Raw genomic sequence first — 25,495 nt, forward strand, 5'->3', positions numbered from 1 at the left:
CTCGACCACGATGTAGAACTCGTCCAGTCCTCCACCGGAGGTGGAGGTTTACTTTGGTTACAAACAAAACGGCCCGGTCGAACGACCGGGCCGCTTGCCGTTATCGAACCGAAATCAGCCGTTCAGCCCGCTGCCCCAGGGGCCATGGTGGCTGTCGGCGCCGTCGACGCGGTCGAAGCCGTGGGCGCCGAAGAAGTCGCGCTGGGCCTGGATGACGTTGGCCGTGCCGCGGGCGCGGCGGTAGCTGTCGAAATAGCCGAGCGCCGAGGCGAGCGCCGGCGCCGGCAGGCCATGCAGGGCCGCAGTGGAGACGACGCGGCGCAGCGCCCCGTCCGTCTCCTTCACCATCGCGGCGAAGGCGGGCGTGACGATGAGGTTGGCGGCGTCCGGCGCCTTGGTGAAGGCGCTGGTGATCTCGTCGAGGAACTGCGAGCGGATGATGCAGCCGGCGCGCCAGATTTTCGCGATGGTCGGCATCGGCAGGTTCCAGCCGAACTCCTTCGAGGCCGCCGACATCACGGCGAAGCCCTGCGCATAGGCGCCGATCTTGCCGGCGAGCAGCGCGTTCTCCAGGTCCTTGACGAAGGCCGCCCGGTCGGCGATCTGAAGCGCCGGCACGTCCGGCAGGCCGAGGATCTTCTCCGCCGCCTCGCGCTCGCCCTTGACGGCGGAGATCGAGCGGGCGGCGACGGCGGCCTCGATGCCGGTCGCCGGCACGCCCATGTTCTGCGCCTCGATCGCCGACCATTTGCCGGTGCCCTTCTGGCCGGCCTTGTCGAGGATCATGTCGACCATCGGCTTGCCGGTGATCGGGTCGGCGGCGGCGAGCACCTTCTCGGTGATCTCGATCAGGTAGGATTCGAGGCGGCCGCGGTTCCATTCGCCGAAGACCGCGCCGATCTCGGCAGCGCTCATCTTCAGCCCGTCGCGCAGGATGCCGTAGATCTCGGCGATCATCTGCATGTCGGCATATTCGATGCCGTTGTGGATCGTCTTGACGAAGTGGCCGGCGCCGTTCTCGCCGAGCCAGGCGACGCAGGGATCGCCGTTGTACTTGGCGGCGATCGAGGTCAGCACCTTCTCGACGCGCTTCCAGCTCTCCTCGGTGCCGCCGACCATGATCGAGGGCCCGTGGCGCGCGCCCTCCTCGCCGCCGGAGACGCCCATGCCGATGAAGGTGAGGCCGGAATCCTTGAGCGCGTCGAAGCGGCGCATCGTGTCGCGGAAATTGGCGTTGCCGGCATCGATCATGATGTCGTTGGCTTCGAGATGCGGGCGCAGCAGGTCCATCTGCTGGTCGACGGCCGCACCGGCCTGGATCATGATGATGATCGGCCGCGGCGGGCGGATGGCGGCGACGAATTCCTCGATGGTCTCGCAGGGAACGACCTGCCCCTTGAGGTCGCCGGCCTCCTCGTAGAATTCCCGGGTCCGCGCCGCGGTGCGGTTGAAGACCGCGATCGTGTTGCCCTTCTCGGCGATGTTGAGCGCGAGGTTCGACCCCATAACGCCAAGCCCGATAAGCCCGATTTCCGCCTGTGCCACCTGTATACCTCCGAAAGAATGCGCTTGGGGGCCACGGGCCGGAATGGCGAACGGAACCCCGACACCGCGTGTCTTGGCATTCAAATCGATTTACGACAAGCGATTGTTTGGCTTCCGCGGCATTTTAGCGGGCGGCTGCACGCTTTGTATGGACCCATAGGCCTCAGCGGCCGGGCTTGTCGTCGCCGTCGTCGAGCACGCGCCAGGCGGCGCCGTCGATGTCCTCGTACTGGCCGCTCTTCAGCGACCAGAGGAAGGCGGCGAGCCCCAGCCCGCCGAGGAAGAGGGCGATCGGGATGAGGAAGATCAGCGTACTCATGCGGCCTCGACCAGTTTCGCCGGGCGGCTCTCCTCCGCCGCCTTCCGCGCGAAGGCGGGGACGGCCCCGCGCAGCCGCAGCGAGTTCACCACCACGATGATCGACGAGGTCGACATGGCGATGGCGGCGATCAGCGGCGTGGCATGGCCGAGGATCGCGATCGGCACGGCGAGCACGTTGTAGCCGATGGCGAGGGCAAAATTCTGGCGGATCAGCCGGCCGGCGCGTTTCGCCGTGTCGTAGGCGAAGGGAACGGCCTCGAGGCTCTCGTGCAGGAAGACGAAATCGGCCGCCTGCCGCCCGACGTCGGCGGCCGTGGCCGGCGCGATCGAGACATGGGCGGCGGCGAGCGCCGGCGCGTCGTTGATGCCGTCGCCGACCATCAGCACCCTGCGTCCCGCCGCGGCGCGCTCGGCCACCACCTCCGTCTTGTCGCGCGGCGTGAGTGCCGCGCGCCAGCGGTCGATCCTGAGCAGGCCGGCGATGCGGGCGACGGCCGGCGCCCGGTCGCCGGAAAGGATCGCCATGTCGAGCCCGGCCGCGGCCAGCCGCGCCACCGCCTCGCGCGCGCCCGGCCTGAGCGCGTCCTCGAAGCGGAAGGTCGCGAGCACCGCACTGTCGCGCGACAGCACCACCTCGGAGAGCGCATGCGCCCCCTCGCCTTCCGCCGCCGCGCCGCAGGCGAAGGCGCGGTTGCCGAGGCGCAGCACGCCGTCGGGCGTCCTCGCCTCCAGCCCGCCGCCGGCGATCTCGGCGACGTCGCCGACCACCGGCGCCGGTCCCGGGTGGGCGGCGACGATCGCCGCCGAGAGCGGATGGCGCGAATGGGCGGCAAGGCCTGCCGCGAGCGCAAGATGGGCGCGCTCGATGCGATCGCGGTCGACGAGCCGCGGCTTTCCGAGCGTCAGCGTGCCGGTCTTGTCGAAGACGGCGGTGTCGATCTCGGCGAGCCGCTCCATGGCCGAGCCGTCCTTGACCATCACGCCGCCGGCAAACAGCCGGCCGGCCGCCACCACCTGCACCACCGGCACGGCAAGGCCGAGCGCGCAGGGGCAGGTGATGATCAAGACGGCGATGGCGACGAGCAGCGCATGCTTCCAGTCGCCGTCGTAAAAACCCCAGCCGAGGAAGGAAGTAAGCGCCAAGAGGTGCACGGCCGGCGAATAGATCTGCGCGGCGCGGTCGGCGATGCGGCGATAGCGCGCCCTGCCCCCTTCGGCGGCCTCCATCAGGCCGATGACCTCGGAGAGGAAGGAATCGCGGGCGATCGCCGTCGCCTCGACGGTGAGCGCGCCGGTGAGGTTCATCGCGCCGGCTTCGAGCTGTGTGCCCGGCCGGGCAGCGAGCGGCTCGCTCTCGCCGTTGACGATGGAGCGGTCGATGTCGCTTGCGCCGGCAAGCACCCGGCAATCGACGGGGATGCGCTCGCCGGCGGCCACCGACAGCCGGTCGCCGACGGCGATCTCCTCGACGGGCCGGTAGTCGCGCGTGCCGTCGGCGGCAAGCACCATGGCGCCGCGCGGCGAAAGCCGGGCAAGCCCGGTGATGGCCGAGCGCGCGCGGTCGCGCATGACGTGGTCGAGGGTGCGGCCGATGAGCAGGAAGAACAAGAGGCTGACGGTCGCGTCGAACCAGGCGTGCTCGGCGCTGTGCAGCGTCTCCCAGAGCGAGACGATGTAGGAGAGCGTGATGGCGAGCGCGATCGGCACGTCCATGTTGGTGCGGCCGTGCTTCACGGCGTTCCAGGCGGACCGGTAGAAGAAGCGCCCGGCATAGATCAGCGTCGGACCGGCGATGAAGGCGGAGATCCAGTGGAACAGGTCGCGCGTCGCCGATTCCGCGCCCGACCAGACCGAGACCGAGAGCAGCATGATGTTGGTCGCCGCGAAGCCGGCGACGGCGACGGCGCGGATCAGCTGGTTGCGCAGCGCGTCGTCGCCCTCGGCGGCGAGCGAGAACAGATGGGCGTCGTAGCCGGTGGCGCGGATCGCCGCGGCGATCGCCTGCGGGTCGGTCGGCCGCCCGTCGACCGTCTCCCGCCAGACGACGGAGACGCGGCGCGAGGAGAGGTTGACGCGGGCGCGCTCCACCTCCGGCAGCGCGTTGAGCGCGCCCTCGACGGTGGTGATGCAGGTGCCGCAATGGACGCCGGGCACGCTGAGGTCGCTCTGGCGCAGCCCCTCGCCGACCGGGCGGCTCGAAAGCATCAGCTCCTCCGAGGACGGCAGGGCGTGGCGCGCCCGTTCGGCCTCCGCGGCCCCTTCCGTTCCCGGCGCGCAGCAGCTCATTTCGCTTGCCCCCCGACGATCGTGCGCACCGTCTGGTGGAACACCTTGGTGCCCTCGCGCCCGGTGCTGATGTCGACCACCCACTGGCCCGCCGGCACGGCGCGCTCGGCGACGAAGAGGCCGGGACCGTCCGGCACGAGGGCGAGCGAGAAATCCTCGCGCTCGTCGACGGGCCGCTTGAAGATCGCCGTCACGCTGTCGGCGGCAAGCGGCGCGCCCCCGGCGTCGACCACCCTGTAGACGACACGGCCGGCCTCGACGGTCAGCGCCCCCTCGATGCCGCTTGCAGCGAAGGCCTTCGCCTCGGCGACCTTGCCGTTGAATTCCTGGCTGGCGACGTAGGTGTTCTGCACCACCAGCCCGCTCCAGCTGCGCGTGGCGTTCCAGGCCATCACCAGGTTGACGGTGATGATCGTGCCGAAGAACAGCACCATGACGCCCAGCATGTGCCAGCCGGTGAAGACGAAGCCCTGCGGCTTCCGTTGCGCGTTGGCCATCATCTTGCTCCCGGCACGTTGAAATGGGCGGAATAGACGTCCTGCTCGTGGCCCTGGCGGTCCTCCGCGACGAGGCGGAAGCCGTCGGCGGCTTCGGCCAGCCGGTCCCTGGGCAGGGTAACGAAAACGCGCACGGCCGTCACCTTGTCCGGCTCGGTCGGGATGTCGAAGCTGCGCGCGTCGGCGCTGTCGTGGCCGGTGATCTTCATCGTCGCCCCGGGCATGCCCTCGATCGTGAGCGTGATGACGCGCGGCTCGGGGATCATGTTGAGCAGCTTCACGGCATAGCCGTTGCGCACCGAGCCGTCCGATTCGATGACGAATTGCGGGTTGCGGTCGTGGATGACGTTGAGGTCCAGCCGGTCGCGCGACAGGAGCGCGAAGAGCAGCGCGAGGCCCGCGAGCGACCAGACGCCGAAATAGAGCATCGTGCGCGGACGGAAGATGATCCGCCAGTAGAAATGCCGGACCTTGTCGGAGAAGCCGCCGTCGGCGCCGCGCACGCGGGCGGGATCGATCGGCGCCGTGCCGCCGGCCGTCGCCAGCGCCATGTTGGCCGAATAGTCCGACAGCGTCGCATAGGCGATCAATCCGCGCTCCTTCCCGAGCTTGTCCATCACGTTGTCGCAGGCATCGATACAGAGCGCGCAGGTGATGCATTCGAGCTGCTGGCCGTCGCGGATGTCGATGCCCATGGGACAGACCGCCACGCAGGCGTTGCAGTCGACGCAATCGCCGACGCTCTGGCCGGCGGCGATCGCCTTCTTGGCATGGCGCGAGCGCGGCTCGCCGCGCCAGTCGTTGTAGGTGACGACGAGCGAGCTCTCGTCCAGCATCGCCGCCTGGATGCGCGGCCAGGGGCACATGTAGGTGCAGACCTGCTCGCGCATCAGCCCGCCGAAGATATAGGTCGTCGCCGTGAGAATACCAACGGTCATGTAGGCGACCGGCGGGGCATCGAGCGTCACGAAGTTGACGAGCAACGTCGGCGCGTCGGCGAAGTAGAAGATCCAGGCGCCCCCGGTCGCCACGGCGATGAAGAGCCAGGTCGCGTGCTTCACCACCCGCCGCCAGATCTTGTCGAGGCTCCAGGGGCCGGCGTCGAGCTTCATGCGGGCGTTGCGGTCGCCCTCGACCGCCCGCTCGACGACGAGGAACAGGTCGACCCAGACGGTCTGCGGACAGGCATAGCCGCACCAGGCGCGTCCGACCGCCGAGGTCACGAGGAAGAGGCCGAAGCCCGCCATGACGAGCAGCCCCGCCACGAAGAAGAACTCCTGCGGCCAGATCTCGATGGCGAAGAAGTAGAAGCGCCGGCCGGCGAGGTCGACCAGCACCGCCTGGTCCGGGGCGTGCGGCCCGCGGTCCCAGCGGATCCACGGCGTCAGGTAGTAGATGCCGAGCGTGATCAGCATCACCAGCCACTTGAACTGCCGGAAGCGGCCTTCCGCCCGCTTCGGGAAGATCTTCTTGCGCTTCTCGTAGAGCGGCTTGCGGATCCTCGCCGAATTGACGGGTTCCGCCTCGAGTCGTTCGACGCTGTCGGAAAGGGAGGGAGTCATCTGCTGCATGATATCGGCCGGTATCCTGATCGTGCGGGCACAATGCCGCCAATGCCCGCTGTAATCGTTGATCTACGTCAAGTTTTGCGGCCAATCCGCGTGACGGGTTGCCGCAGAGCCCGGCGAAATGTCACAGTCGGGCAAACCGGAGACCCGCCGATGCCGACCATGCCCGCCCGCATCATCCACCGCACGATCCGGCGCGACTGGCGCGCCGTCTACGATTTCGCGGCAAGCCCCGGGGAAATGCCGCGCTGGGCCTCGGGGCTCGCCGCCGGGCTGACGCCGGACGGCGGGGACTGGATCGCCGACGGCGGGCCGATCGGCGCGGTGCGCGTGCGATTCGCGCCGCGAAATCCGTTCGGCGTGATCGACCACACCGTCACCCTGCCGGACGGCACCGTGGTGGAGAACGCGCTCCGGGTCGTCCCGAACGGCGACGGCGCGGAGGTGATGTTCACGCTGCTGAGGCTCCCCGGCATGGACAACGACGCGTTTGCGGCGGATGCGGCCCATGTCGCCCGCGACCTCGACGCGCTCGCCGAGATCCTGGAACGACACGAGGAGACGGACCGATGAGCACCGCAGGCGCCGACCGCAGGATCGACTACATCGAGTTCAACGTCGCCGATATCGCCGTAAGCAAGGCCTTCTACGGCGCCGCCTTCGGCTGGACCTTCACCGACTACGGATCAAGCTACTGCGAATTCCGCGACGGCCGGCTGTCGGGCGGCTTCACCACGCTCGCCCCGGTTTCCGCCGCCGGCGGCCCGCTCGTCATCCTCTATGCCGACGACCTGGAGGAGACGCTCGCGCGCATCGAGACGGCGGGCGGACAGATCGCGAAGCCGATCTTCCCCTTCCCCGGCGGCCGCCGCTTCCACTTCCGCGACCCGGACGGCTACGAGCTGGCCGTCTGGTCGAGCCGCTAGGGACGCGATGTGAAAAGGGCCGCGGTCTCCCGCGGCCCCTTCCCCCTCTTTCAGGCCCCCGTCATTCCCCGCCGCCGAGCGAATGGACGAAGACGGCGAGCTGCTTGACGGTCGGCTCGCCGAGGCGCGGCAGCCAGGCCGGCATGACGCCGTGCTTGGGCGAACGGATCTGCTGGGCGATCTCCGCCTCGCCCTCGCTCTTCAGCCAGATCGCGTCGGCGAGGTTCGGCGCGCCGAACTCGCGGCCGCCCTTGGCGTCCTCGCCGTGGCAGGAGGCGCAGTTGTCGGCGAAGAGCTGCTGGCCGGGCTCGACCATCGAGGCGTCCGCCGGCGTGCCGGTGAGGCTCACCACATAGGCCGCGACCTGCTTGATCTCCTCCGGCTGGAGGATGTCGGAAAAGGCCGGCATCTCCGAGATGCGCGTGTCGTCGTCGCCCGGATGGCGGATGCCGTGGGCGATCGTGTGGTAGATCTCGTCGACGCTGCCGCCCCACACCCAGTCGTCGTCGTTGAGGTTCGGGTAGCCGGCCGAGCCCGCCGCGCCCGAGCCGTGGCACTGCACGCAGTTGACGCGGAAGGCCGCGGCACCGCCGGAGACGGCGAACTGCATGAGCTGCGGGTCGGCCATGATCTCGTCGAGCGAGGCCTCGCCGATCCGGTTGACGAGGCCCGCCTGCGCCTCCTTGGCGCTCGCCAGCTCGGCCGCCACGTTGGCGCGGCTCGACCAGCCGAGCATGCCCTTGGTCGTGTCGGAGATCAGCGGCCAGGCCGGGAAGGCGATCGTGTAGGCGAGCGCCCAGACGATCGTCGCGTAGAAGGTCCAGACCCACCAGCGCGGCATCGGGTTGTTGAGCTCGCGGATGCCGTCCCATTCGTGGCCGGTGGTCTCGACGCCGGAGATTTCGTCGATGTGCTTTTCAGCCATTGATCAGTCCTCCTTGAGAGGGATTGCGGCGGCCTCGTCGGCGATCTTGCGCGCGCCGGGCCGGAAGACGAAGAGGACGACGCCGAGGAAGAACAGCGTCATGGCAAGCAGGCCCCAACTGTCGGCGAAGTGCCGCATGGCGGTGTAGGTTTCCATGGTTCTTCCCTCCTCAGCGGTAGCCGCTCGCGTCGTCGTAGGTCGAGAAGTCGACCAGCGTGCCGAGCATCTGCAGATAGGCGACGAGCGCGTCCATCTCGGTGAGCTTCGCCGGATCGCCGTCGAAATCGCCGAACTTAGCCTTCGGGTAGCGGGCCTCGACGCCGGACGTGTCGGCGTTCGGGTCGGCCTGCGCCTTGAGGTCGGCCTCCGCGTTCTCGATCATCTCGTCGCTGTAGGGCACGCCGACGGCGCGGTTGGCCGACAGGTGCATGCCGACGTTCGTCACCTCGAGCGGCGTCTCCTTGAGGAAGGCGTAGCTCGGCATGACCGATTCCGGCACGACCGAGCGCGGCTCGATCAGGTGCTGGACGTGCCACTCGTTCGAGTAGCGGTCGCCGACGCGGGCGAGGTCCGGCCCCGTCCGCTTCGAGCCCCACTGGAACGGATGGTCGTACATCGATTCCGCGGCCAGCGAGTAATGGCCGTAGCGCTCCACCTCGTCGCGGAACGGACGGATCATCTGGCTGTGACAGGTATAGCAGCCCTCGCGGATGTAGATGTCGCGGCCGGCGAGCTCCAGCGGCGAGTAGGGCCGCATCCCCTCGACCTTCTCGATCGTGTTCTCGAGATAGAAGAGCGGCGCGATCTCGACGATGCCGCCGATGGTGACGACGAAGAGCGAGCCGACGAGGAGCAGCGTGGCGTTGCGTTCGAAGATGACGTGTTTGTCAAGAATGGACATCGTCCACCTCCTATTCGGCCGGCTGCAGGGCGGGCTGGGCACCCGGGATCGGGGCCTCGTCGCGCTCGTAGCCGAGGATTGTCATGGTCACGTTGTAGGCCATGATGATCGCGCCGAGGAGGAACAGCCCCCCGCCGATGGCACGCATCACGTAGTAGGGGAACATGGCCGTGACGGTTTCGGCGAACGAATAGACCAGGAAGCCCTGCTCGTCGTATTCGCGCCACATCAGGCCCTGCTGGATGCCGGCGACCCACATGACCGCCGCGTAGACGACGATGCCGAGCGTGGCGAGCCAGAAGTGCCAGTTGACCATGCGGATCGAGTAGAGCCGCTGCCGCTTCCACAGCTTCGGGACGAGGTAGTAGATCGCGCCGAAGGTGATGAGGCCGTTCCAGCCGAGCGCGCCCGAATGCACGTGGCCGATGGTCCAGTCCGTATAGTGCGAGAGCGAGTTGACCGCCTTGATCGACATCATCGGGCCCTCGAAGGTCGCCATGCCGTAGAAGGCGACGGCCATGACCATCATGCGCACGATCGGGTCGGTGCGGATCTTGTCCCAGGCGCCCGAGAGCGTCATCAGGCCGTTGATCATGCCGCCCCAGGAGGGCATCCACAGCATGACCGAGAACACCATGCCGAGTGTCTGCGCCCAGTCGGGCAGCGCGGTATAGTGCAGGTGGTGCGGGCCGGCCCAGATGTACATGAAGATCAGCGCCCAGAAGTGGATGATCGACAGGCGGTAGGAATAGACCGGGCGGTTCACCTGCTTCGGGATGAAGTAGTACATCATGCCGAGGAAGCCGGCCGTCAGGAAGAAGCCGACGGCGTTATGGCCGTACCACCACTGCGTCAGCGCGTCCTGCACGCCGGAGAAGGCCGAGTAGCTCTTCGAGCCGAGGAAGGACACCGGGATCGCCAGGTTGTTGACGACGTGCAGCATCGCGATGGTGACGATGAAGGACAGGAAGAACCAGTTCGCCACATAGATATGCGGCTCCTTGCGCTTGATGATCGTGCCGAGGAAGGCGACGAGATAGGCGACCCAGACGATCGTCAGCCACAGGTCGACATACCATTCCGGCTCGGCGTATTCGCGGCTCTGGGTGATGCCGAGCAGGTAGCCGGTCGCGGCCATGACGATGAAGAGCTGGTAGCCCCAGAACACGAACCAGCCGAGATTGCCGCCGAAGAGGCGCGCGCGCGAGGTGCGTTGCACGACGTAGAAGGAGGTCGCGATCAGCGCGTTGCCGCCGAAGGCGAAGATCACCGCCGAGGTGTGCAGCGGGCGCATGCGGCCGAAGTTGAACCAGGGCTCGATGTTGAGATCCGGGAAGGCGAGCTGCGAGGCGACGACCACGCCGACCAGGAAGCCGACGACGCCCCAGAACACCGTGGCGATGACGCCGTATTTCACGACCTCGTCGAAATAGCCCTCCGGATCGTCGGCGGGCTTGACCCCGCCGGCAGGCGCGAAGGAGACGCGGCGCAGCATGAAGACCGTGCTCGCGAGCAGCACGAAGAAGAGCACCCACATGTGGGCCTCGAACAGCCGGTCCTGGGCAAACGCCGCGCCGAGCAGCGCGACGAATGCCCCGACGGCGAGCACTATCGTTTCCGTTGTGTATTTCATCGTTGGCATCCCCCAACTCGTCCAAATCCGCAGCCGCCGAATCCATCGCGGACACGGCCCATGCGCTCATCTGACGCTTTGCAGATCTCGCGTGCGAGAGCCTTGATTTGGATCAAGGCGACGCAGCCGGCCGGGGGGCATCAAAGGACAGGATGACGCAGCCGCGCCGGATGACGCCGCGGCCATTCCCGGACGAGGGAGCACGAGATGACGGACTATGTTGGCATTGCCCGATTGCTGTCGGAGCGCCCGGCGGATGTGGCTTCTCTGGACTGGCTGAAGCGGGCGCACAACGCCCAGCTCACGCTCTGTGAGGCGCTGGAGGAGATCGCCGATAGCCTGCCGGCCAACGTGAACCGGCAGAAATGCATCTATGCGGCGAAATCGCTGATCCCGCTGATCAACGGCATCCACCGCTACGAGGAGGAGATGCTGTTCCCCCTCCTGGAGAAGACGCCCTTCTTCCGCGGCGAGATGGGCGAGACGATCGCCCGGCTGAAGTTCGAGCACGTCGAGGACGAATGTTTCGCCGAGGAGCTGACCGACACGCTGACGCGGCTCGGCAGCGGCGACGGCACGGTCAACGCGGAGACCGCCGGCTACATGCTGCGGGGCTTCTTCGAATCGATCCGCCGCCACATCGCCTTCGAGCAGCAGTTCATGCTGCGCGGCGGGCCCGACGTCCGGCCCCTGTCGCCCGACGCCTGATACCGGCGGTCAGTCCCTCGGCAGGCTGCGCTTGATGTTCCAGCGGTCGTGGTACCAGAGCCACTGGCCCGGATATTCGCGCACCCATTGCTCGACCTTGTCGTTGAGCATCTGCGCGGTCGCCTCGACGTCGACGCTGCCGTTGTCGCGCCGCGGGATATCCATCGCCGGCTCCAGCTCCAGCCGGTAGCGGTTGCCGGGAAGGCGGATGCAGCGGGCCGGATAGACTTCGCAGCCGAACTGCCGCACCAGCTTGGCGAGCAGCGGATTGGTCTGCACGTCGCGGCCGAAGAATTTCGTGTGCAGGCCCTTGGTGAACTTCTGGTCGACCAGCACGCCGACCGCCCCGCCCGCCTCCAGCTTGCGCGCCAGCGTGAAGGAGGAGCCGGCATGCGAGGGCACGAGATGGCCCATGCGCGCCTTGCGGAAGTCGAAAACCTTTTCCGCGATGTAGGGATTGTTCGGCGGGCGGAACAGCACCGTCACCTCCAGCCCGAAGGCGGCGCCCGCGACCGGCAGCAGCTCGAAATTGCCGGTATGGGCGGTGAAGACGATGAAGGGGCGCGGATTGTCGCGCAGCTCCACGAAGAGCGGGATGCCGGAGACCTCGATGCGGCCGGGCTCGGTGCGCTCGGGGTCGAAGTCGAACAGCCGGTCGAGGAAGACGTACTCGGCGGCGAGCCGCCCCATGTTGCCCCACGAATCGAGGGCGATCGCCGCGATCTCGGCCTCGGATTTCTCCGGGAAGGCATTGCGCAGGTTGGTCAGCATCAACCGGTGGCGGGCAAGCTTCGGGCCGATCCGGCGGGCGAAACGGTCGGCGAAGCGGATCGCCCGGTCGGCCGGCAGCAGCTTCAGCAGGTTGAGCAGGCCGAAGGCGAGCTGCGCCACCAGCCATTGCTTCGCCTTGCGGGAAGCGAGCACCAGCCGTGTGAGGAGCATCCGCACCGCTTCAGTCCAGCCTGAGGACGATCTTGCCGAAGATCTGGCGCGATTCCATCCGTTCGAGCGCCGTGGCGATGCCGTCGAAGGTCACTTCCGTGTCGATCACCGGATGGACGAGGCCGCGCGCCATCTTCTGCATGGCGTTCGCCATGTTCTCCATGCGGCAGCCGAAGGAGCCGAGGAGCTTCAACTGCTGCTGGAACAGCATCATCAGGTTCATGTCGGTGGAGACGCCGGAGGTGGAGCCGCAGGTGACGAGCCGCCCGCCCCGCTTCAGGCAGAGCATCGAGCCCGCCCAGGTATCCTTGCCGACATGCTCGAAGACGACGTCGACGCCCTTTTTCTTCGTGAGCTTGCGCACGACGCCCTCGAAGCGGTCCGTGCGGTAGTTGATGACGTGGTCGGCGCCGAGCGCCCTCGCCTTCTCGATCTTGTCGTCCGAGCCGACGGTGGTGATGACGGTGCAGCCGATCTTCTTGGCGAGCTGGATCGCGGCCGTGCCGATGCCCGAGCCGCCGGCGTGCACCAGGATCGTCTCGCCGGGCTCCAGCTTCGCATTGTCGAACAGCATGTGCTCGACCGTGCCGAAGGTCACGGGCGCGAGTGCGGCAGCCACCGCGTCGACGCCGGGGGGCGCCGGCACGAGCAGGCGGGCGGGCAGGTTCACCTTCTCCTGCGCGAAGCCGTCGAGATGGAAGCCGTGTACGCCGCCGACATGTTCGCAAAGGTTGTCGCGACCCTCGCGGCAGGGCTTGCAGAGCCCGCAGGTGCGCGCCCCGTAGATCGAGACGAGCTGGCCCGGCAGCACGTTCGCGACACCCGGCCCGATGGTCTCCACGACGCCCGCGGCCTCCGCGCCGATGACGAGCGGCATCTTGCGCTTGGCGAACGCCATGCCGCGCCAGCCCCAGACGTCGATGTGGTTCAGCGCCACCGCCTTCACGCGCAGCGTCACCTCGCCGGGGCCCGGCGCTTCCGGTTCCGGAATGTCGGTGAGTTCGAGCTTGCGGTCGTCGAGGAGTTGCAGGGCGCGCATGGGTGTCTTCCGATCAGGCCGGCTCGGCCGTCATGACGAGGCTGGCGTTCTGGCCGCCGAAGCCGAAGGAGTTGGAGAGGACGGCCGTCACCGCCGCGTCGCGCTTCACGTTGGGCACGACGTCGAGCACGATGGCCGGGTCCGGGTTCTGGTAGTTGATGGTCGGCGGCAGCGTGCCGGTGAGCATGGTCTGGATCGAGAACACGGCCTCGACCGCGCCAGCCGCCGTCAGCGTGTGGCCGATCATCGACTTGTTGGAGGAGACCGGGATCGCCGGCAGTTTTTCCCCGAACACGGCCGACATGGAGAGATACTCCATCTTGTCGTTCTCCGGCGTCGAGGTGCCGTGGGCGTTGATATAGCCGACCTCGTCGATGCCGGCGTCTTCGAGCGCCGCGCGGATCGTCGCGATGGCGGGGCCGCCGTCCGGCGAGGAGCGGGTGCGATGGAAATGGTCGGCCTTCTCGCCGCAGCCTTTCAGGATGCCGAGGACGCGGGCGCCGCGGGCGACGGCCGATTCCAGCGATTCCAGCACCAGCGTCGCCGCCCCCTCGGCGATGACGAAGCCGTCGCGGTCCTTGCTGAACGGCTTCGAGGCCTTCTGCGGCGGATCGTTCTGGGTGGAGAGCGCCGAGAGCAGCGCGAAGCGGATCAGCGCCTCCGCCGTGACGGACCCGTCGGTGCCGACGGTGAGCGCCCGGTCGGTGCGGCCCTGGCGGATCGCCTCGACGCCGAGCTGGATCGCCGTCGCGCCCGAGGCGCAGGCGGTCGACAGTGTCACGGGAAGGCCGCGCGTGCCGTAGCGGTCGGAAAGCCGCTCGGAGATCGAGCCGAAGGCCCAGGCCTCGTGCAGCGCCGGGCTGGGATTTTCGCGCAGCACGGCGAGGAATCGGTCGTAGGCGTCGCCCGGGCGCTGCGAGGGCGCGGCGCGGTCGGCGAGCGCGAAACGGTCGCGCCAGTCCGGCTCGATCGGCGGGGCGGCGAGGAACAGCGGGCCGCCGAAATCGCCGGACAGGCCGGCCTGCGCCAGCGCCTCGTCCGTCGTCTCGCGGGCATAGGCATAGGAGCGCTCGACCGGGTTTTCGACCGGCACGTCGACGAAGTCCACCATGCCGGAGATGCGGGTGTTGAGCCCGTCGACCGGGAAGCGGGTGATGGCGTGGATGCCGGAGACCCCGCCGGTCAGCGCCGCCCAGTTGTCGGCGAGCCCCTGCCCCAGCGAGGTGACGACGCCCATGCCGGTGACGGCGACGATGGGGCGACCGAGATGGTCCCTGAAAGCGGCTTTCGTCATGGCCGGCACCTCACTTCTCTGCCGAAAGGATGGCGAGGCCCTCGCCGCGCCCGTGGCCGACGGTCGTCACCACGGCGGTCTCCGCCGGCGCGCTCATCGCGCCCTCCGCCGCCGGATCGAAGGCCGGCACCTCAAGCCCGTCGCCGAGCGCGAGCGCGGCGAGCGCCAGCCCGAGCGGGAACTGCGCTTCGAGCGCCTGGCCCGTGACGGCGGAGAAGCCGCGCAGCGCGGCGCCGGCGAAACGGTTCTCGGCCCAGGCCTTCTCCCGCGCCGTCAGCCCGTGCAGGCCGGAGGCGCCGGAGAGGACGACGGTCTTCTGCGGATCGGCGGCGAAGCCCTCCGCGAGCCGGTCCAGCCGGGCTTCCAGCTTGCCGTCGTCGCGCGCGCCGCGATCGCCGCCGATCGCGTCGATCGTGGCGTAGACATGCGCGCCGCGAGCTTCGGCGTGTTGGCGCGATTCGAGCACGAGGAAGGCCGCCGCCGTGCCGGTGACGATGCCGCCGCCGGCCGTGTCGTCGCGCGACCAGAGCGGCGTCCAGCCGCCGGTCGCATGCGCGCCGATCGCCTCGTAGAGCATGATGACGTCCTGCCGCTCGGCGACGAGCGCGCTGCCGACGAGCGTGTGCGTCGACTGGCCGGCGCGGATGCGGTGGAAGGCGGTCTCGACGGCGCTGATGCCGGCCGCCTCCTCGCCCATGAAGGTGCGCGACGAGCCCGTCACCTTGTGGACGATGGAGATGTTGCCGGCGAGCAGGTTGGAGAGCTGGGCGAGGAAGAGCGTGGGGCGCAGCTCCGTCGTCAGCTTCTCGTTGAGCAGCCGCTCGCGGTCGTTGCGCTTCAGGCCCTCGTCAACGATCAGCGAATCGACGGCGATGTCGCGCTCGCCGCCGCCGGCCGCGACGATCATGTCCATCGTGCCGCAGGCTTCCATGTCGTCCTTGAGGCCGGCGTCGTCGAGCGCAAGCCCCGCCGTGAAGACGCCGAGGCGCTGCCAGTTCTCCATCTGCCGCTGGTCGCCGCGCTTGGGGATCTGCTGGCTCCAGTCGATCTCCGGCATCGGATGCACCGGATAGGGCGCGAAGCGCTCGGTGTCGATCCGGAGCGCCGGCGCGCCGTCGGCGCCGAGCAGGGCGACATGCGCCTCTTTCCCCACGCCCTGACAGGTGACGATGCCGACGCCGGTGATCACCACATCGTTCTTTGCCTTCGCCATGGTCATTTCCCCTCGGCCGATGCGGCGAGCGCATCGAAAAGCCCCACCTCGCCCGCACGCTTGCGGACGATCTCCGAAAGCGGCACCTCGGCGAAGGGCATGGTGCGCAGCTTGAGCTGCGCGTCGCAGACCTTCTTGCCCGCAGACGCGATCTTCGCCTTCGTCACCGCATAGCCCGATCCGTCATGCTCCAGCACGGCCTCGATGTCGAGCACGGCGTCGGGCTCGACGAAGGCGCGCATCTTGGCGCCGTCGACGCTCATCAGGAAGGGCATGGCCGAAAAATCCGTGGCCGCCAGCACGAGGAAGCCCGAGGCCTGCGCCATGGTCTCGATCAGGAGCACGCCCGGCACGAGCGGCATGCCGGGAAAGTGCCCTTCGAAGACCGGGCTCTTCGCCGGCACGACCGAGCGGGCCGTGAGCTTGCGGCGCGCGCCGTCGACGCTCTCCACGCGGTCGATCATCTGGAAATATTCAAGCAGCATCGGGGTTCATACTCCGGCGGGATCCGGAAATCGAAAGGCCTGCCGTCTCCGGCAGGCCGCGCGCAGTCTGCGCCGCAATCGACCGGCGCAATGCCGAGGACGCGGGCCGCGTCAGGCCTTGGCGGCCCTCAGCTCGTCGATCTTCGCACAGAGGTTCTTCAGCACGAAATACTCTTCGGTCGCGACCTTGCCTTCGTTGACTTCCTGCGTCCACTGTTCCAGCGGGATCTTGATGCCGAATTCCTTGTCGATCGCGAAGACGATGTCGAGGAAGTCGAGGCTGTCGATGCCGAGATCGTCGATCGTGTGGCTGTCCGGCGTGATCGTCTCGCGGTCGATCTCGCTCGTCTCGGCGATGATGTCGGCAACCTTGTCGAATGTAGCAGTCACGCCCATACCTCATGAATCTATGGTCGCGCGATCCTATATGGAAAACGGATGCCGTTGCCAATGGGCTAGATGCTTGGGGTTGCGGATTCGGCGCGGCTGTGTCGCCGAAAGCGCATGCCTCTCACACCGCGATGGAATGCCGGCCGCGTCCGGTCGAAAGATGCGCGTCGAAGACGGCGGCCACCGTGCGGGCGAAGGGCCGGCCCGCGGCGGTCAGCTCGAAGCGGTCGCCCGCAATCCGACAGAGCCCGTCGCGGTCCGTCGCCGCGAAGGTCTGCGCCTCCGCGCGGATCGCCGGCAGGAGGGCGGGATGGCGGCGGCCGAGATCGGCGAAGGAGAAGCCGAAGTCGCACATGACCCGCTCGATCACCCAGGCGCGCGCCCGGTCCTCCTGCGTCAGCGCATAGCCGCGCACGACGGCGAGCCCGCCGGCCTCGACGCGGCGCAGGTATTCGCCGGTCGCCGGGATGTTCTGCGCGTAGCCCTCGGGAAGCTGGCCGATCGAGGAGGCGCCGAGCCCGATCAGCGCGTCGGCCTGGTCGTCCGTGTAGCCCTGGAAATTGCGCCGCAGCGTGCCCTCGCGCGCGGCGACCGCGAGCGTGTCGCCGGGCCGCGCGAAATGGTCGATGCCGATCGCCTCGTAGCCGGCGGCAGTCAGCATGCCGGCCGCCATCGTCATCTGCGCATAGCGGGCGACGACGCCGGGCAGCGCCTTCTCGTCGATCATGTTCTGGTGCTTCTTCATCCACGGCACGTGCGCATAGCCGAACAGCGCGATGCGGTCCGGCGACAGCGACAGAATGGCGCGGACGGTCTCGGCCATGGTTTCCAGCGTCTGGTGCGGCAGGCCGTAGAGGATGTCGCAGTTGACGGAGCGCACGCCCCTCGCCCGCACCGCCTCGACGACCTCGCGCGTCTGCTCGAAGGTCTGGATGCGGTTGATCGCCTTCTGCACCTTCGGATCGAAGTCCTGGATGCCGAGACTCGCCCGCGTCATGCCCATTGCCGCGAGCCCGTCGTAGCGTGCCTCGTCGAGGTCGTTCGGGTCCATCTCGACGCTGATCTCGCAACCGGCGGAGAAGTTGAAGTTGCGCACGAGGCTCGCCTTCAGCGCCACCATGTCCTCGGGCTTGAGCAGCGTCGGCGAACCGCCGCCGAAATGCAGCGCCGTGACCGGCGTGTCCTTCGAAACCCGCGCCCCGACGGTGGCGATCTCCGCGTGGAGCCCCTTCAGATAGGCCTCGACCGGCTCGTAGCGCAGCGTGTGCTTGGTGTGGCAGGCGCAGAACCAGCAGAGCCGGTCGCAATAGGGGATGTGCGCATAGAGCGACAGGCGGTTGCGGCCGTCCAGATTCGCGAGCCAGCCCGCATAGACGTCCGCACCGAGGCTTTCGTCGAAGTGCGGTGCGGTCGGATAGCTGGTATAGCGCGGGACGGGTGCCGAGAGGCGTTCGATGAGGGCGTCTTGCATCGGTTTCTCCTTACCCTATGCAAATAAACCCTCCGCGCCAGCTCCTGTTTGATTTTGATCAAGCAAATGCCATGATGGCCGGGTTAGGATTTGATAATCGTCAGGAGGTGCTATTTTGCCGCGAGGCATTGCGCTTTATGATCGAGACCGCGTGCAGTAGGAAGAACGCACCGCGCCGTCGCTTTGCCGGGCGAAAAGGAAGCCGAGATGGAAATCCGTCGACAAGACATCCACAGTTCCGACGTTCCCGTCGTCTGCAAGGCCTGCGAGGCGCGCCACGGGGGCGTGTGCGCCGCCTTGTCCCCCGACCAGCTGCTGGAGCTCAGCAAGCACTCGACCCGCCAGCGGCTCGAGGCCGGCACGGAGGTGATCGGCCAGGGCGAGACGGTCACGAACTATTCCAACATCATCCGCGGCGTCGTGAAGCTGACGAAGGTGATGGCCGACGGCCGCCAGCAGATCGTCGGGCTGCAGTTCGCGCCCGACTTCATCGGCCGCCCCTTCCTCACCGAAAGCGCCATTGCCGCGGAAGCGGCGACCGACAGCGAGATCTGCAATTTCTCGCGCGGCGTCCTCGACCGTCTCGTCAAGAACGCCCCGGAGCTGGAGCACAAGCTGCACCGCCAGGCGCTGAAGGAGCTGGACGAGGCGCGCGACTGGATGCTGACGCTCGGCCGCAAGTCGGCGCAGGAGAAGGTGGCGAGCTTCCTCTATCTCATCGCCACCCACATCGACCCGGAGAGCGTCGACACCTCGTCCTTCGACCTGCCGCTGTCGCGCGCCGACATCGCCGACTTCCTCGGGCTGACCATCGAGACGGTCAGCCGCCAGTTCACCAAGCTGCGCAAGGAGAACGTCATCCATATCGAGAACAACCGTCACGTGACGATTCCCGACATGGACCGGCTGATGCGCTACGCGGGCAACGACTGAGATTTGTCCCCAGCCGCGTTCGCCGGAATCGCTCCCGTCAGCGCGTGATGACGATGCGGGTGTTCGACAGGCCGGCGCGGTTGGTCATCCGGAAGAAGGCCGCCGCATTGTCCGGATGCAGGCGCACGCAGCCGTGCGAGGCGGGCCGGCCGAGGCGCTTCGTCTCGTAGGTCGCATGCACCGCATAGCCGCCCTTGAAGAAGACGGCGAACGGCATGGGCGCATTGTTGTACTTGCGCGAGCGGTGGTTGCGCGACAGCCACTTGGCCGACCAGCTCCCCGTCGGCGTGCCGTAGCCCTTGCGCCCGGTCGAGACGGGCCAGCGATACTTGACCACGCCGTTCTGGCTCACGGTCATCGTCTGGCTGGACAGGCTGATCTTCGCGACCAGGTTGGCGGCGAGCGACGCGTCGCTCTGGAACAGCACAAGAAGAAACGCGACGGCTGTCGCGAAGAACTTACGCATGACTTCCCCTCTTCATCAATACGAACGGCTTTTACGCGGTGTCCCGTGGCGAGACAGACTATAGACGTTTCAGCCGTCCGCAATATTGGCGGGGGGAAAGAAGGAAAACGCAGTTAAAGCGACAATTTTAACGATCCGCTCAGAAGAGCCAGGCGAGCAGCACGAGACCGGCAAGCACCGCGCAGGCGGCGGAGAAGACGGCAAGGGCATTGTCGATGTCGCCGGCCGTCGCCGCGCTGCGGCCGCTCGCGTTCATCAGCGGCTCGTCGACGCGCACGCCGCCGTAGATGCGCGGGCCCGCGAGCCCGACGCCGAGCGCGCCGGCCATCGCCGCCTCCGGCCAGCCGGAATTGGGCGAGCGGTGCAGGCCCGCGTCGCGCAACGCCGTGTCGAGGGCGGCGCGCGCGGCCGCCCTTCCCCGGACGAGCCAGGCGCCAAGCGCGATGAGCAGGATCGACAGGCGTGCCGCCGGCCAGTTGGCCACGTCGTCGGCCCGCGCCGCCGCACGGCCGAAGTCGGCATATTTCTCGTTCCTGTGGCCGATCATCGAATCGGCGGTGTTCAGCATCTTGTAGGCGAAGAGGCCCGGCAGGCCGAAGACGGCGTAATAGAGTGCGGGCGCCACCACGCCGTCGGAGAAGTTCTCCGCAAGGCTTTCGATCGCCGCGCGGCAGATCGCCGGCGCGTCCAGCGTCGCCGGGTCGCGGCCGACGATCATCGCCACCGCCCGCCGCCCGCCCTCCAGCCCGCCGCCGCGGAGGCCGTCGGCGACGGCGCGGACATGGTCGGCGAGGCTCTTCTGCGCGAGGAACACCGCGACGACGACGATCTCGGCAAGCAGGCCGGCAAGCCCCATGCGGGCGAGGACGGCGTGCAGCACGACGCCGAGGAAGACGCTTGCGGCGATGAGCACGGCGATGCTCGCCGCCCCGTTGAAGCGCCGCGTGGCGCCGCTCATCCGCCGGTCGTTGAACAGCCGGTCCGCAAGCCCGATCGCCCGGCCGAACAGCACCACCGGATGCGGCACCCGCTGCCACAGCGCATCCGGATCGCCGACGAGACGATCGAGCAGCAGCGCCAGGAAGAGGATCAGGAGCGTCATCGCCCGATCCCGGCGAGCGCCGCGGCAAGCCGCGCGTCCGCCGCAGCGTCCGGCGCGAGCCCGAAACGCAGCCAGTGCGGCGCGTAGTCGAACGGCCGCACGAGGATACGGCTCCGGCAGAGATCCTCATGGATCCCGGCGGCGCGGGGATCCTCGACCAGCGAGAACAGGTCCGTGCCGCCCGCAACCCGGAGGCCGGCACCGGCGAGGACCGCATCGAGCGCCGCCTTGCGCGCCGCGATCGCCCGGGCGATGGCGGCGGTGTCGCCCTCCATGAGCCGGGCGGCGATGGAAAGCGCCGGGCCGGAGACGGCCCAGGGGCCGAGCCAGTCCTCCAGCCGGTCGAGCACCGCGCCCTCGCCGGCGACGAAGCCGAGGCGCAGGCCGGCGAACCCGAAGAATTTTCCGAAGGAACGGAAGACGAGAAGGCCCGGCATGGCATCGCCGGCAAGGGGCGCGATGCAGGCGTCCGGCCGCATGTCGCCGAAGGCCTCGTCCACCACCAACAGACCGTTCTGCCCCGCGATCTTGCGATGGAGGTCGAGGAGCGTCTCGCGCGGGAAAAACCGCCCGTCCGGATTGTTCGGGTTGACGACGACGACAAGGCCGTGCTCCGGCCCCACCGCGTCGAGCGCCGCAACGCGGTCGACGGCGATGCCGGCATCGGCGAGCACGCGGGCATATTCGCCGTAGGTCGGTGACAGCACGGCGGCGCGGCGGCCGGCGGCGACGAGGCGCGGCAGGAGCTGGATGACCGACTGCGTGCCGGGCACCGGCAGCGGCGACACGTTCGCCGTGCCGTAATAGCGGGCCGCGACCTGCCGCGCCGCCTCCTGCCGGTGCCGGTCCGGCAGCCGGTGCCAGGCGGCGGCGTCGACCGGCGGAAGCGCCGGGGGATTCGGATTGATGCCGGTCGAAAGGTCGAGCCAGTCCTCCGGCCGGCCGCCGTAGCGGGCCGCCGCCGCGGCGATGCCGCCGCCGTGGGCGATCGGCGGCGCGTTCATGCCGCCTCCGGTGCGAGGTCGATCAGGTGCATGTAGGAGCCGGCGACCGTGCCGCGCCTCAGCCCCGCCTCGGGCAGGGCCAGGCCGGTGGCGTCAGTGACGGCGAAGAGGCGGTCGGCCGCGCCCTCCCCGACGACGGTGGAATAGTGGAACTCGTGCGCCGTCATCGGCGCCGAGAAGCCCGAGCCCGCAAGCGGCGTCACGCGGCGGTAGCCGAGATGGCGGCGCCGCTCGGCGAAGCTGGTGACGAGCGGCAGCAGCCCCAGCATGCCGTAGCGGGACCCGTCCGCCGCAACCAGAGCCTCCCCCAGAGTCATGTATCCCCCGCATTCGCCGTAGATGCGCGCGCCGCGCCGCGCGGCCTCCGCCATGCCTTGGCGGAAACGGCCGGCATTGGCAAGGGTCCCCGCGTGCAGCTCCGGATAGCCGCCCGGCAGGTAGACGGCGTCGGCTCCCGCCTCGGGCGCCTCGTCGGCGAGCGGCGAGAAGAAGGAGAGGCTGGCGCCTGCCGCCTTCCAGCCCGTCAGCAGGTGCTCGTAGACGAAGGCGAAGGCGGTGTCGCGGGCGATGGCGACATGCTGGCCGAGCGGCGGCAGGCGGGCGATCTCCGGCGCCCCCGCAAAGCCCGCCTGCCCGGCCGCGACGGCGGCGAGCCGGTCGAGATCGCAGCATCGCGCGACGATCTCCGCCGCGCGCGCGACGAAATGTTCGAGCGCCCCGTGCTCGCCGGCCTGGACAAGGCCGAGATGGCGCTCCGGCAATTGCAGCGCGGGATCGCTGTAGATGAGGCCGAGGATGGCGATGCCGGCGGCTTCCAGCGCGGCGCGCAGCATTGCCTCGTGGCGGCGGCTTCCGACCTTGTTGAGGACGACGCCCGCCACCCGCACGTCGGCGCGGAAATCGACGTAGCCCTTCACCATCGCCGCCACCGACTGCGACAGGCGGCTGCAATCGACGACGAGCACCACCGGCAGGCCAAGCGTGGCGGCGAGGTCGGCGGGCGCGCCGCTGCCGTCCGCCGCCCCGTCGAAGAGCCCCATCATCGCCTCGATCAGCAGCAGCTCGCCGTTTCCGGCCTGTGAAGCCGCATTGGCGCGCAGGAAATCCGGGCGCATCGCCCAGGGATCGTAGTTGAGGCAGGGGCCGCGGCTCGCCGCCGCATGGAAGGCGGGATCGATATAGTCCGGCCCCGCCTTGCCGGAGGCGAGCCGCACGCCGGCATCGGCAAGCGCGCGCGCGAGCCCCAGCGTCACCGTCGTCTTGCCCGAGCCCGAGGCGGGCGCGGCGATGAGGAGACCGCTCATGCGGGGTCCTTCAGCCCGCGCGCGCCGAGCGGGTCGGCCTCGAGCCGGCGGCCCTCCGTCAGCCGGCCGAGCCAGTCGAGCGAGGGGCGCAGCCGCACCACCTCGCCGACGACGACGATGGCCGGCGGTTCGAGGCCCGCGGCGGCGGCATCCGCCTCCGCGCGCGAAAGCGTCGTCTCCAGCACCCGCTGCTCGGCCGTCGCCGCGTTGCAGACGAAGGCGACCGGCTCGTCCGGCCGACGGCCGGCGGCGATCAGGTTGGCGGCGATGCGGCCGATATGCTTCATCGCCATGTACATGACGATCACCGGCGAGCCGCGGCCGATCGCCTCCCAGTCGATCCGGTCCGGCACCGAGCCCGAGGAATCGTGGCCGGTCAGGAAGGTGACGGCATGGTTGACCTCGCGGTGCGTCGCCGGGATGCCGGCATAGGCGAGCCCGCCGATGCCGGCGGTGATGCCCGGCACGATGCGGAAGGGGATGCCGTGCTCGACGAGCGTCAGCGCCTCCTCGCCGCCGCGGCCGAAGACGAAGGGATCGCCGCCCTTCAACCGCAGGACGCGCTGGCCCGCCCGTGCCAGCTCCACCAGCCGCAACGAGATGTCGCGCTGCTTCGGCGACGGCTTGCCGCCGCGTTTTCCTGCGAATTCCAGCACCGCGCCCGGCCTGGCGAGCGACAGGCACTCGCCGTTCACCAGCGCATCGTGGACGATGACGTCCGCCTGGCGAAGCGCGTTGGCGGCGTGCAGCGTCAGCAGGCCCGGATCGCCGGGACCGGCTCCCACCAGCCAGACATGACCCTTTTCGAGGGGCGGAAGGGAGGAGAATAAGGCATCCATCAGACCGCACCCCGGGATGAATCGATGTGTGAAGAAGTGGAATCGGCTTGCGAGCGGATGCCGCCAAGCGATTGGAAGGATTCGGCGATCGCCGCCGTGGCACGCGGCGATTTCGTCTTGGGGCAGACGAGCACGCTCCCCTCGCCCGCCGCCGCCAGCGCCGCGGCCTCGGCGACGCCGTGGCAGCCGGTATGGGCGAAGACGATCGCGGACGGATTGGCAAGGCGCGGCGTCTCCGCCTCCAGCCGCGCGGCCGGGAAGGTCGCGAGCGGCACGCCGAAGCGGCCGGCGACGGCATGCATGGCCGGCTCCGCGGCCCGCGTGTCCAGCGACGCGACGGCCGAGACCTCGGCGGCGCTCCGCCCCGAGAGGCCGAGCACGGTCTCGGCGAGGGCGAGGAGTTCGGCCGCCGGCGTGCCGCGCTCGCAGCCGAGCCCGAGGACGAGCGTTCCCCGTCCCTCCTGTCCTGGCATGGCCGCGTCCGGCATCGTCGGTCCCTCGCTGAATGGCGCGCGAAGGAACCCGGCTTTCGCCGTCAACCGACGGTTCCGGCTGTGGCCCCTCCGGGGGTCGGCCGCACCGGACACCGCTCGGCCCGCAACCCGCGGGCACCGTCGCCCCTCCTGTGTAGCGGAGCGGCCGGGGGCGGTCAAACCGGATTGCGGCATCGGCGGGGCCGGTTTGCGGCACGGCGGACGATCTTCCTTGCAAAGCCCGCCCGGAGGATTAAGGAAGGCGGAGCATTTCCGGCCGGAGCGACGTCGCGCCGGCACCGGACAATGCGACGAAAACAGGAATCCGGAACAGTTCCGTGAAGCGGAAATGGTCCGGTCCCGCCGCCCGAACGGACCCTCCCCTTGGCCGATCTCGCCCTCCACGTCCTTCTTCTCCTGTTCCTCGCCGGTTTCCTCGCCGGCTTCATCGATTCCATCGCCGGCGGCGGGGGCATGATCACCATTCCGGCCATGCTGCTCGCCGGCATCCCGCCGCTGGAGACGCTCGGCACCAACAAGCTGCAGGCGCTGTTCGGCTCGGGCTCGGCGACGCTCGCTTATGCGCGCGCGGGCCAGGTGCGGCTTGCCGAGCAGCTGCCGATGGCGGCCCTCTCGGCAGCCGGCGGGGTGCTCGGTGCGGTTCTTGCCACCGTGGTGCCGGGCGACGTGCTGAGGATCGCGCTGCCCTTCCTGCTCGTCGCCATCGCCATCTATTTCGGGCTGAAGCCGAACATTGGCGACATCGACCGCCACCGCCGCATGAGTGTCTTCCTGTTCACCGTCACCGTCGTGCCGGCGATCGGCTTCTACGACGGCGTGTTCGGGCCGGGCACCGGCTCGTTCTTCATGCTGGCCTTCGTGTCGCTCGCCGGCTTCGGCGTGCTGAAGGCGACGGCGCACACGAAGCTCCTCAACTTCGGCTCCAATATCGGCGCCTTCGCCGTCTTCATCGCCTACGGCGTCGTGCTGTGGAAGGTCGGCCTCGTCATGGGCGCCGGCCAGTTCCTCGGCGCGCAGGCGGGCTCGCGCGTGGCGATGCGGAACGGCGCGAAGGTCATCAAGCCGCTCCTCGTCGTCACCTCCATCGCGCTTGCCGTCCGCCTGATGGCCGACCCGGCGCATCCGCTGAGGGTCTGGCTGGGGTGGTGAGGCCGCAGGGCCTGCTCCCTCACCTGCCTGCCGGCATCCTCTCCCCGCAAGCGGGGCGAG

The 25,495-nt window shown here is 68.8% G+C and carries 27 protein-coding genes; 5 read left to right on the forward strand and 22 right to left on the reverse strand.

Translation table 11 applies throughout. The annotated features are described in order from the left end of the window. Positions 1-114 precede the first annotated feature (114 nt). The 5 genes from gnd to ccoG form a co-directional block, all read right to left on the reverse strand. A complete protein-coding gene (gene gnd, locus NNZ72_RS21650) occupies positions 115-1,545 on the reverse strand; it encodes an NADP-dependent phosphogluconate dehydrogenase (RefSeq protein WP_257317742.1) in 1,431 nt (476 codons plus the stop codon). Between the two features lie 163 nt (positions 1,546-1,708). Continuing rightward, positions 1,709-1,864 carry a cbb3-type cytochrome oxidase assembly protein CcoS gene (gene ccoS, locus NNZ72_RS21655; RefSeq protein ID WP_257317743.1) on the reverse strand — a complete coding sequence of 52 codons (156 nt, stop codon included), beginning with the start codon at positions 1,862-1,864 and terminating at the stop codon, positions 1,709-1,711. After that, complete coding sequence (locus NNZ72_RS21660) at positions 1,861-4,152, reverse strand: cation-translocating P-type ATPase (protein ID WP_257317745.1); 2,292 nt, start codon at positions 4,150-4,152, stop codon at positions 1,861-1,863. Before NNZ72_RS21660 ends, ccoS begins: the two co-directional genes overlap by 4 nt. Further along, positions 4,149-4,652: a FixH family protein gene (locus tag NNZ72_RS21665; protein WP_371747804.1), complete on the reverse strand. Its 504-nt coding sequence runs from the start codon at positions 4,650-4,652 to the stop codon at positions 4,149-4,151. Before NNZ72_RS21665 ends, NNZ72_RS21660 begins: the two co-directional genes overlap by 4 nt. Then, a complete protein-coding gene (gene ccoG / locus NNZ72_RS21670; protein ID WP_371747805.1) occupies positions 4,649-6,220 on the reverse strand; it encodes a cytochrome c oxidase accessory protein CcoG in 1,572 nt (523 codons plus the stop codon). Before ccoG ends, NNZ72_RS21665 begins: the two co-directional genes overlap by 4 nt. A 150-nt stretch (positions 6,221-6,370) precedes the next feature. Here ccoG and NNZ72_RS21675 point away from each other — a divergent pair, with 150 nt between their 5' ends. Both NNZ72_RS21675 and NNZ72_RS21680 read left to right on the forward strand, forming a co-directional pair. Next, positions 6,371-6,790 (forward strand): SRPBCC family protein, encoded by a 420-nt coding sequence (locus NNZ72_RS21675; protein ID WP_257317749.1) that lies wholly within the window; start codon positions 6,371-6,373, stop codon positions 6,788-6,790. Next, positions 6,787-7,143 carry a VOC family protein gene (locus tag NNZ72_RS21680; protein ID WP_257317750.1) on the forward strand — a complete coding sequence of 119 codons (357 nt, stop codon included), beginning with the start codon at positions 6,787-6,789 and terminating at the stop codon, positions 7,141-7,143. Before NNZ72_RS21675 ends, NNZ72_RS21680 begins: the two co-directional genes overlap by 4 nt. 61 nt (positions 7,144-7,204) lie before the next feature. Here NNZ72_RS21680 and ccoP read toward each other — a convergent pair whose 3' ends face one another. The 4 genes from ccoP to ccoN are packed head-to-tail and all read right to left on the reverse strand — an operon-like array spanning position 7,205 to position 10,602. Next, positions 7,205-8,068 carry a cytochrome-c oxidase, cbb3-type subunit III gene (ccoP, locus tag NNZ72_RS21685; RefSeq protein ID WP_257317751.1) on the reverse strand — a complete coding sequence of 288 codons (864 nt, stop codon included), beginning with the start codon at positions 8,066-8,068 and terminating at the stop codon, positions 7,205-7,207. A gap of 3 nt (positions 8,069-8,071) precedes the next feature. Next, positions 8,072-8,224, reverse strand: coding sequence for a cbb3-type cytochrome c oxidase subunit 3 (locus NNZ72_RS21690; RefSeq protein ID WP_257317752.1), 153 nt, complete (start codon positions 8,222-8,224; stop codon positions 8,072-8,074). 13 nt (positions 8,225-8,237) lie between these two features. After that, complete coding sequence (ccoO, locus tag NNZ72_RS21695; protein ID WP_257317753.1) at positions 8,238-8,969, reverse strand: cytochrome-c oxidase, cbb3-type subunit II; 732 nt, start codon at positions 8,967-8,969, stop codon at positions 8,238-8,240. Between the two features lie 10 nt (positions 8,970-8,979). Then, entirely contained in the window at positions 8,980-10,602 is a 1,623-nt protein-coding gene (ccoN, locus tag NNZ72_RS21700; protein WP_257317754.1) for a cytochrome-c oxidase, cbb3-type subunit I, read from the reverse strand. Positions 10,603-10,809: 207 nt separating this feature from the next. Between ccoN and NNZ72_RS21705 the strand changes: the two genes are divergently transcribed. Further along, positions 10,810-11,310 carry a hemerythrin domain-containing protein gene (locus NNZ72_RS21705; protein ID WP_257317755.1) on the forward strand — a complete coding sequence of 167 codons (501 nt, stop codon included), beginning with the start codon at positions 10,810-10,812 and terminating at the stop codon, positions 11,308-11,310. A gap of 9 nt (positions 11,311-11,319) precedes the next feature. On the opposite strand, the gene NNZ72_RS21710 is transcribed toward NNZ72_RS21705, so the two are convergent. The 7 genes from NNZ72_RS21710 to hemN all read right to left on the reverse strand — a co-directional run bounded on the left by NNZ72_RS21710 (position 11,320) and on the right by hemN (position 18,144). Then, positions 11,320-12,252 (reverse strand): lipid A biosynthesis lauroyl acyltransferase, encoded by a 933-nt coding sequence (locus NNZ72_RS21710; RefSeq protein WP_257317757.1) that lies wholly within the window; start codon positions 12,250-12,252, stop codon positions 11,320-11,322. A 10-nt stretch (positions 12,253-12,262) separates the two neighbouring features. Then, on the reverse strand, positions 12,263-13,291 hold the full coding sequence (locus NNZ72_RS21715) for a zinc-binding dehydrogenase (protein WP_257317758.1): 1,029 nt from the start codon (positions 13,289-13,291) through the stop codon (positions 12,263-12,265). Positions 13,292-13,304: 13 nt separating this feature from the next. Continuing rightward, on the reverse strand, positions 13,305-14,585 hold the full coding sequence (locus NNZ72_RS21720; protein WP_257317760.1) for a beta-ketoacyl-ACP synthase: 1,281 nt from the start codon (positions 14,583-14,585) through the stop codon (positions 13,305-13,307). Between the two features lie 10 nt (positions 14,586-14,595). Next, positions 14,596-15,798: a beta-ketoacyl-ACP synthase gene (locus NNZ72_RS21725; protein WP_257317762.1), complete on the reverse strand. Its 1,203-nt coding sequence runs from the start codon at positions 15,796-15,798 to the stop codon at positions 14,596-14,598. A 2-nt stretch (positions 15,799-15,800) separates the two neighbouring features. Then, a complete protein-coding gene (locus NNZ72_RS21730) occupies positions 15,801-16,283 on the reverse strand; it encodes a 3-hydroxyacyl-ACP dehydratase FabZ family protein (protein ID WP_257317763.1) in 483 nt (160 codons plus the stop codon). Between the two features lie 111 nt (positions 16,284-16,394). Then, positions 16,395-16,679 (reverse strand): acyl carrier protein, encoded by a 285-nt coding sequence (locus tag NNZ72_RS21735; protein ID WP_256115503.1) that lies wholly within the window; start codon positions 16,677-16,679, stop codon positions 16,395-16,397. A 115-nt stretch (positions 16,680-16,794) separates the two neighbouring features. Then, a complete protein-coding gene (gene hemN, locus NNZ72_RS21740; RefSeq protein ID WP_257317768.1) occupies positions 16,795-18,144 on the reverse strand; it encodes an oxygen-independent coproporphyrinogen III oxidase in 1,350 nt (449 codons plus the stop codon). Between the two features lie 207 nt (positions 18,145-18,351). Here hemN and NNZ72_RS21745 point away from each other — a divergent pair, with 207 nt between their 5' ends. Next, the gene (locus NNZ72_RS21745; protein WP_257317770.1) at positions 18,352-19,077 is read left to right on the forward strand and encodes a Crp/Fnr family transcriptional regulator; all 726 of its coding nucleotides are present in this window, start codon (positions 18,352-18,354) and stop codon (positions 19,075-19,077) included. A 37-nt stretch (positions 19,078-19,114) separates the two neighbouring features. Here NNZ72_RS21745 and NNZ72_RS21750 read toward each other — a convergent pair whose 3' ends face one another. The 6 genes from NNZ72_RS21750 to NNZ72_RS21775 all read right to left on the reverse strand — a co-directional run bounded on the left by NNZ72_RS21750 (position 19,115) and on the right by NNZ72_RS21775 (position 24,265). Next, positions 19,115-19,543, reverse strand: a complete 429-nt coding sequence (locus tag NNZ72_RS21750; protein WP_257317772.1) for a L,D-transpeptidase — start codon at positions 19,541-19,543, stop codon at positions 19,115-19,117. Between the two features lie 139 nt (positions 19,544-19,682). Next, positions 19,683-20,645, reverse strand: coding sequence for an adenosylcobinamide-phosphate synthase CbiB (gene cbiB, locus NNZ72_RS21755; protein WP_257317774.1), 963 nt, complete (start codon positions 20,643-20,645; stop codon positions 19,683-19,685). Continuing rightward, a complete protein-coding gene (gene cobD, locus NNZ72_RS21760) occupies positions 20,642-21,649 on the reverse strand; it encodes a threonine-phosphate decarboxylase CobD (protein WP_257317776.1) in 1,008 nt (335 codons plus the stop codon). Before cobD ends, cbiB begins: the two co-directional genes overlap by 4 nt. Then, the gene (locus tag NNZ72_RS21765) at positions 21,646-22,953 is read right to left on the reverse strand and encodes a cobyrinic acid a,c-diamide synthase CobB (protein ID WP_257317777.1); all 1,308 of its coding nucleotides are present in this window, start codon (positions 22,951-22,953) and stop codon (positions 21,646-21,648) included. Before NNZ72_RS21765 ends, cobD begins: the two co-directional genes overlap by 4 nt. After that, positions 22,950-23,792: a uroporphyrinogen-III C-methyltransferase gene (gene cobA / locus NNZ72_RS21770; RefSeq protein ID WP_257317778.1), complete on the reverse strand. Its 843-nt coding sequence runs from the start codon at positions 23,790-23,792 to the stop codon at positions 22,950-22,952. The genes NNZ72_RS21765 and cobA overlap by 4 nt, the downstream gene beginning before the upstream one ends. Further along, positions 23,792-24,265: a cobalamin biosynthesis protein gene (locus tag NNZ72_RS21775; protein WP_257317779.1), complete on the reverse strand. Its 474-nt coding sequence runs from the start codon at positions 24,263-24,265 to the stop codon at positions 23,792-23,794. The genes cobA and NNZ72_RS21775 overlap by 1 nt, the downstream gene beginning before the upstream one ends. Before the next feature lie 384 nt (positions 24,266-24,649). On the opposite strand from NNZ72_RS21775, the gene NNZ72_RS21780 reads away from it, so the two are divergent. Further along, the gene (locus NNZ72_RS21780) at positions 24,650-25,435 is read left to right on the forward strand and encodes a TSUP family transporter (protein ID WP_257317781.1); all 786 of its coding nucleotides are present in this window, start codon (positions 24,650-24,652) and stop codon (positions 25,433-25,435) included. Positions 25,436-25,495: the final 60 nt, after the last annotated feature.

The organism is Shinella pollutisoli, assembly GCF_024609765.1.
GTDB lineage: Bacteria > Pseudomonadota > Alphaproteobacteria > Rhizobiales > Rhizobiaceae > Shinella > Shinella pollutisoli.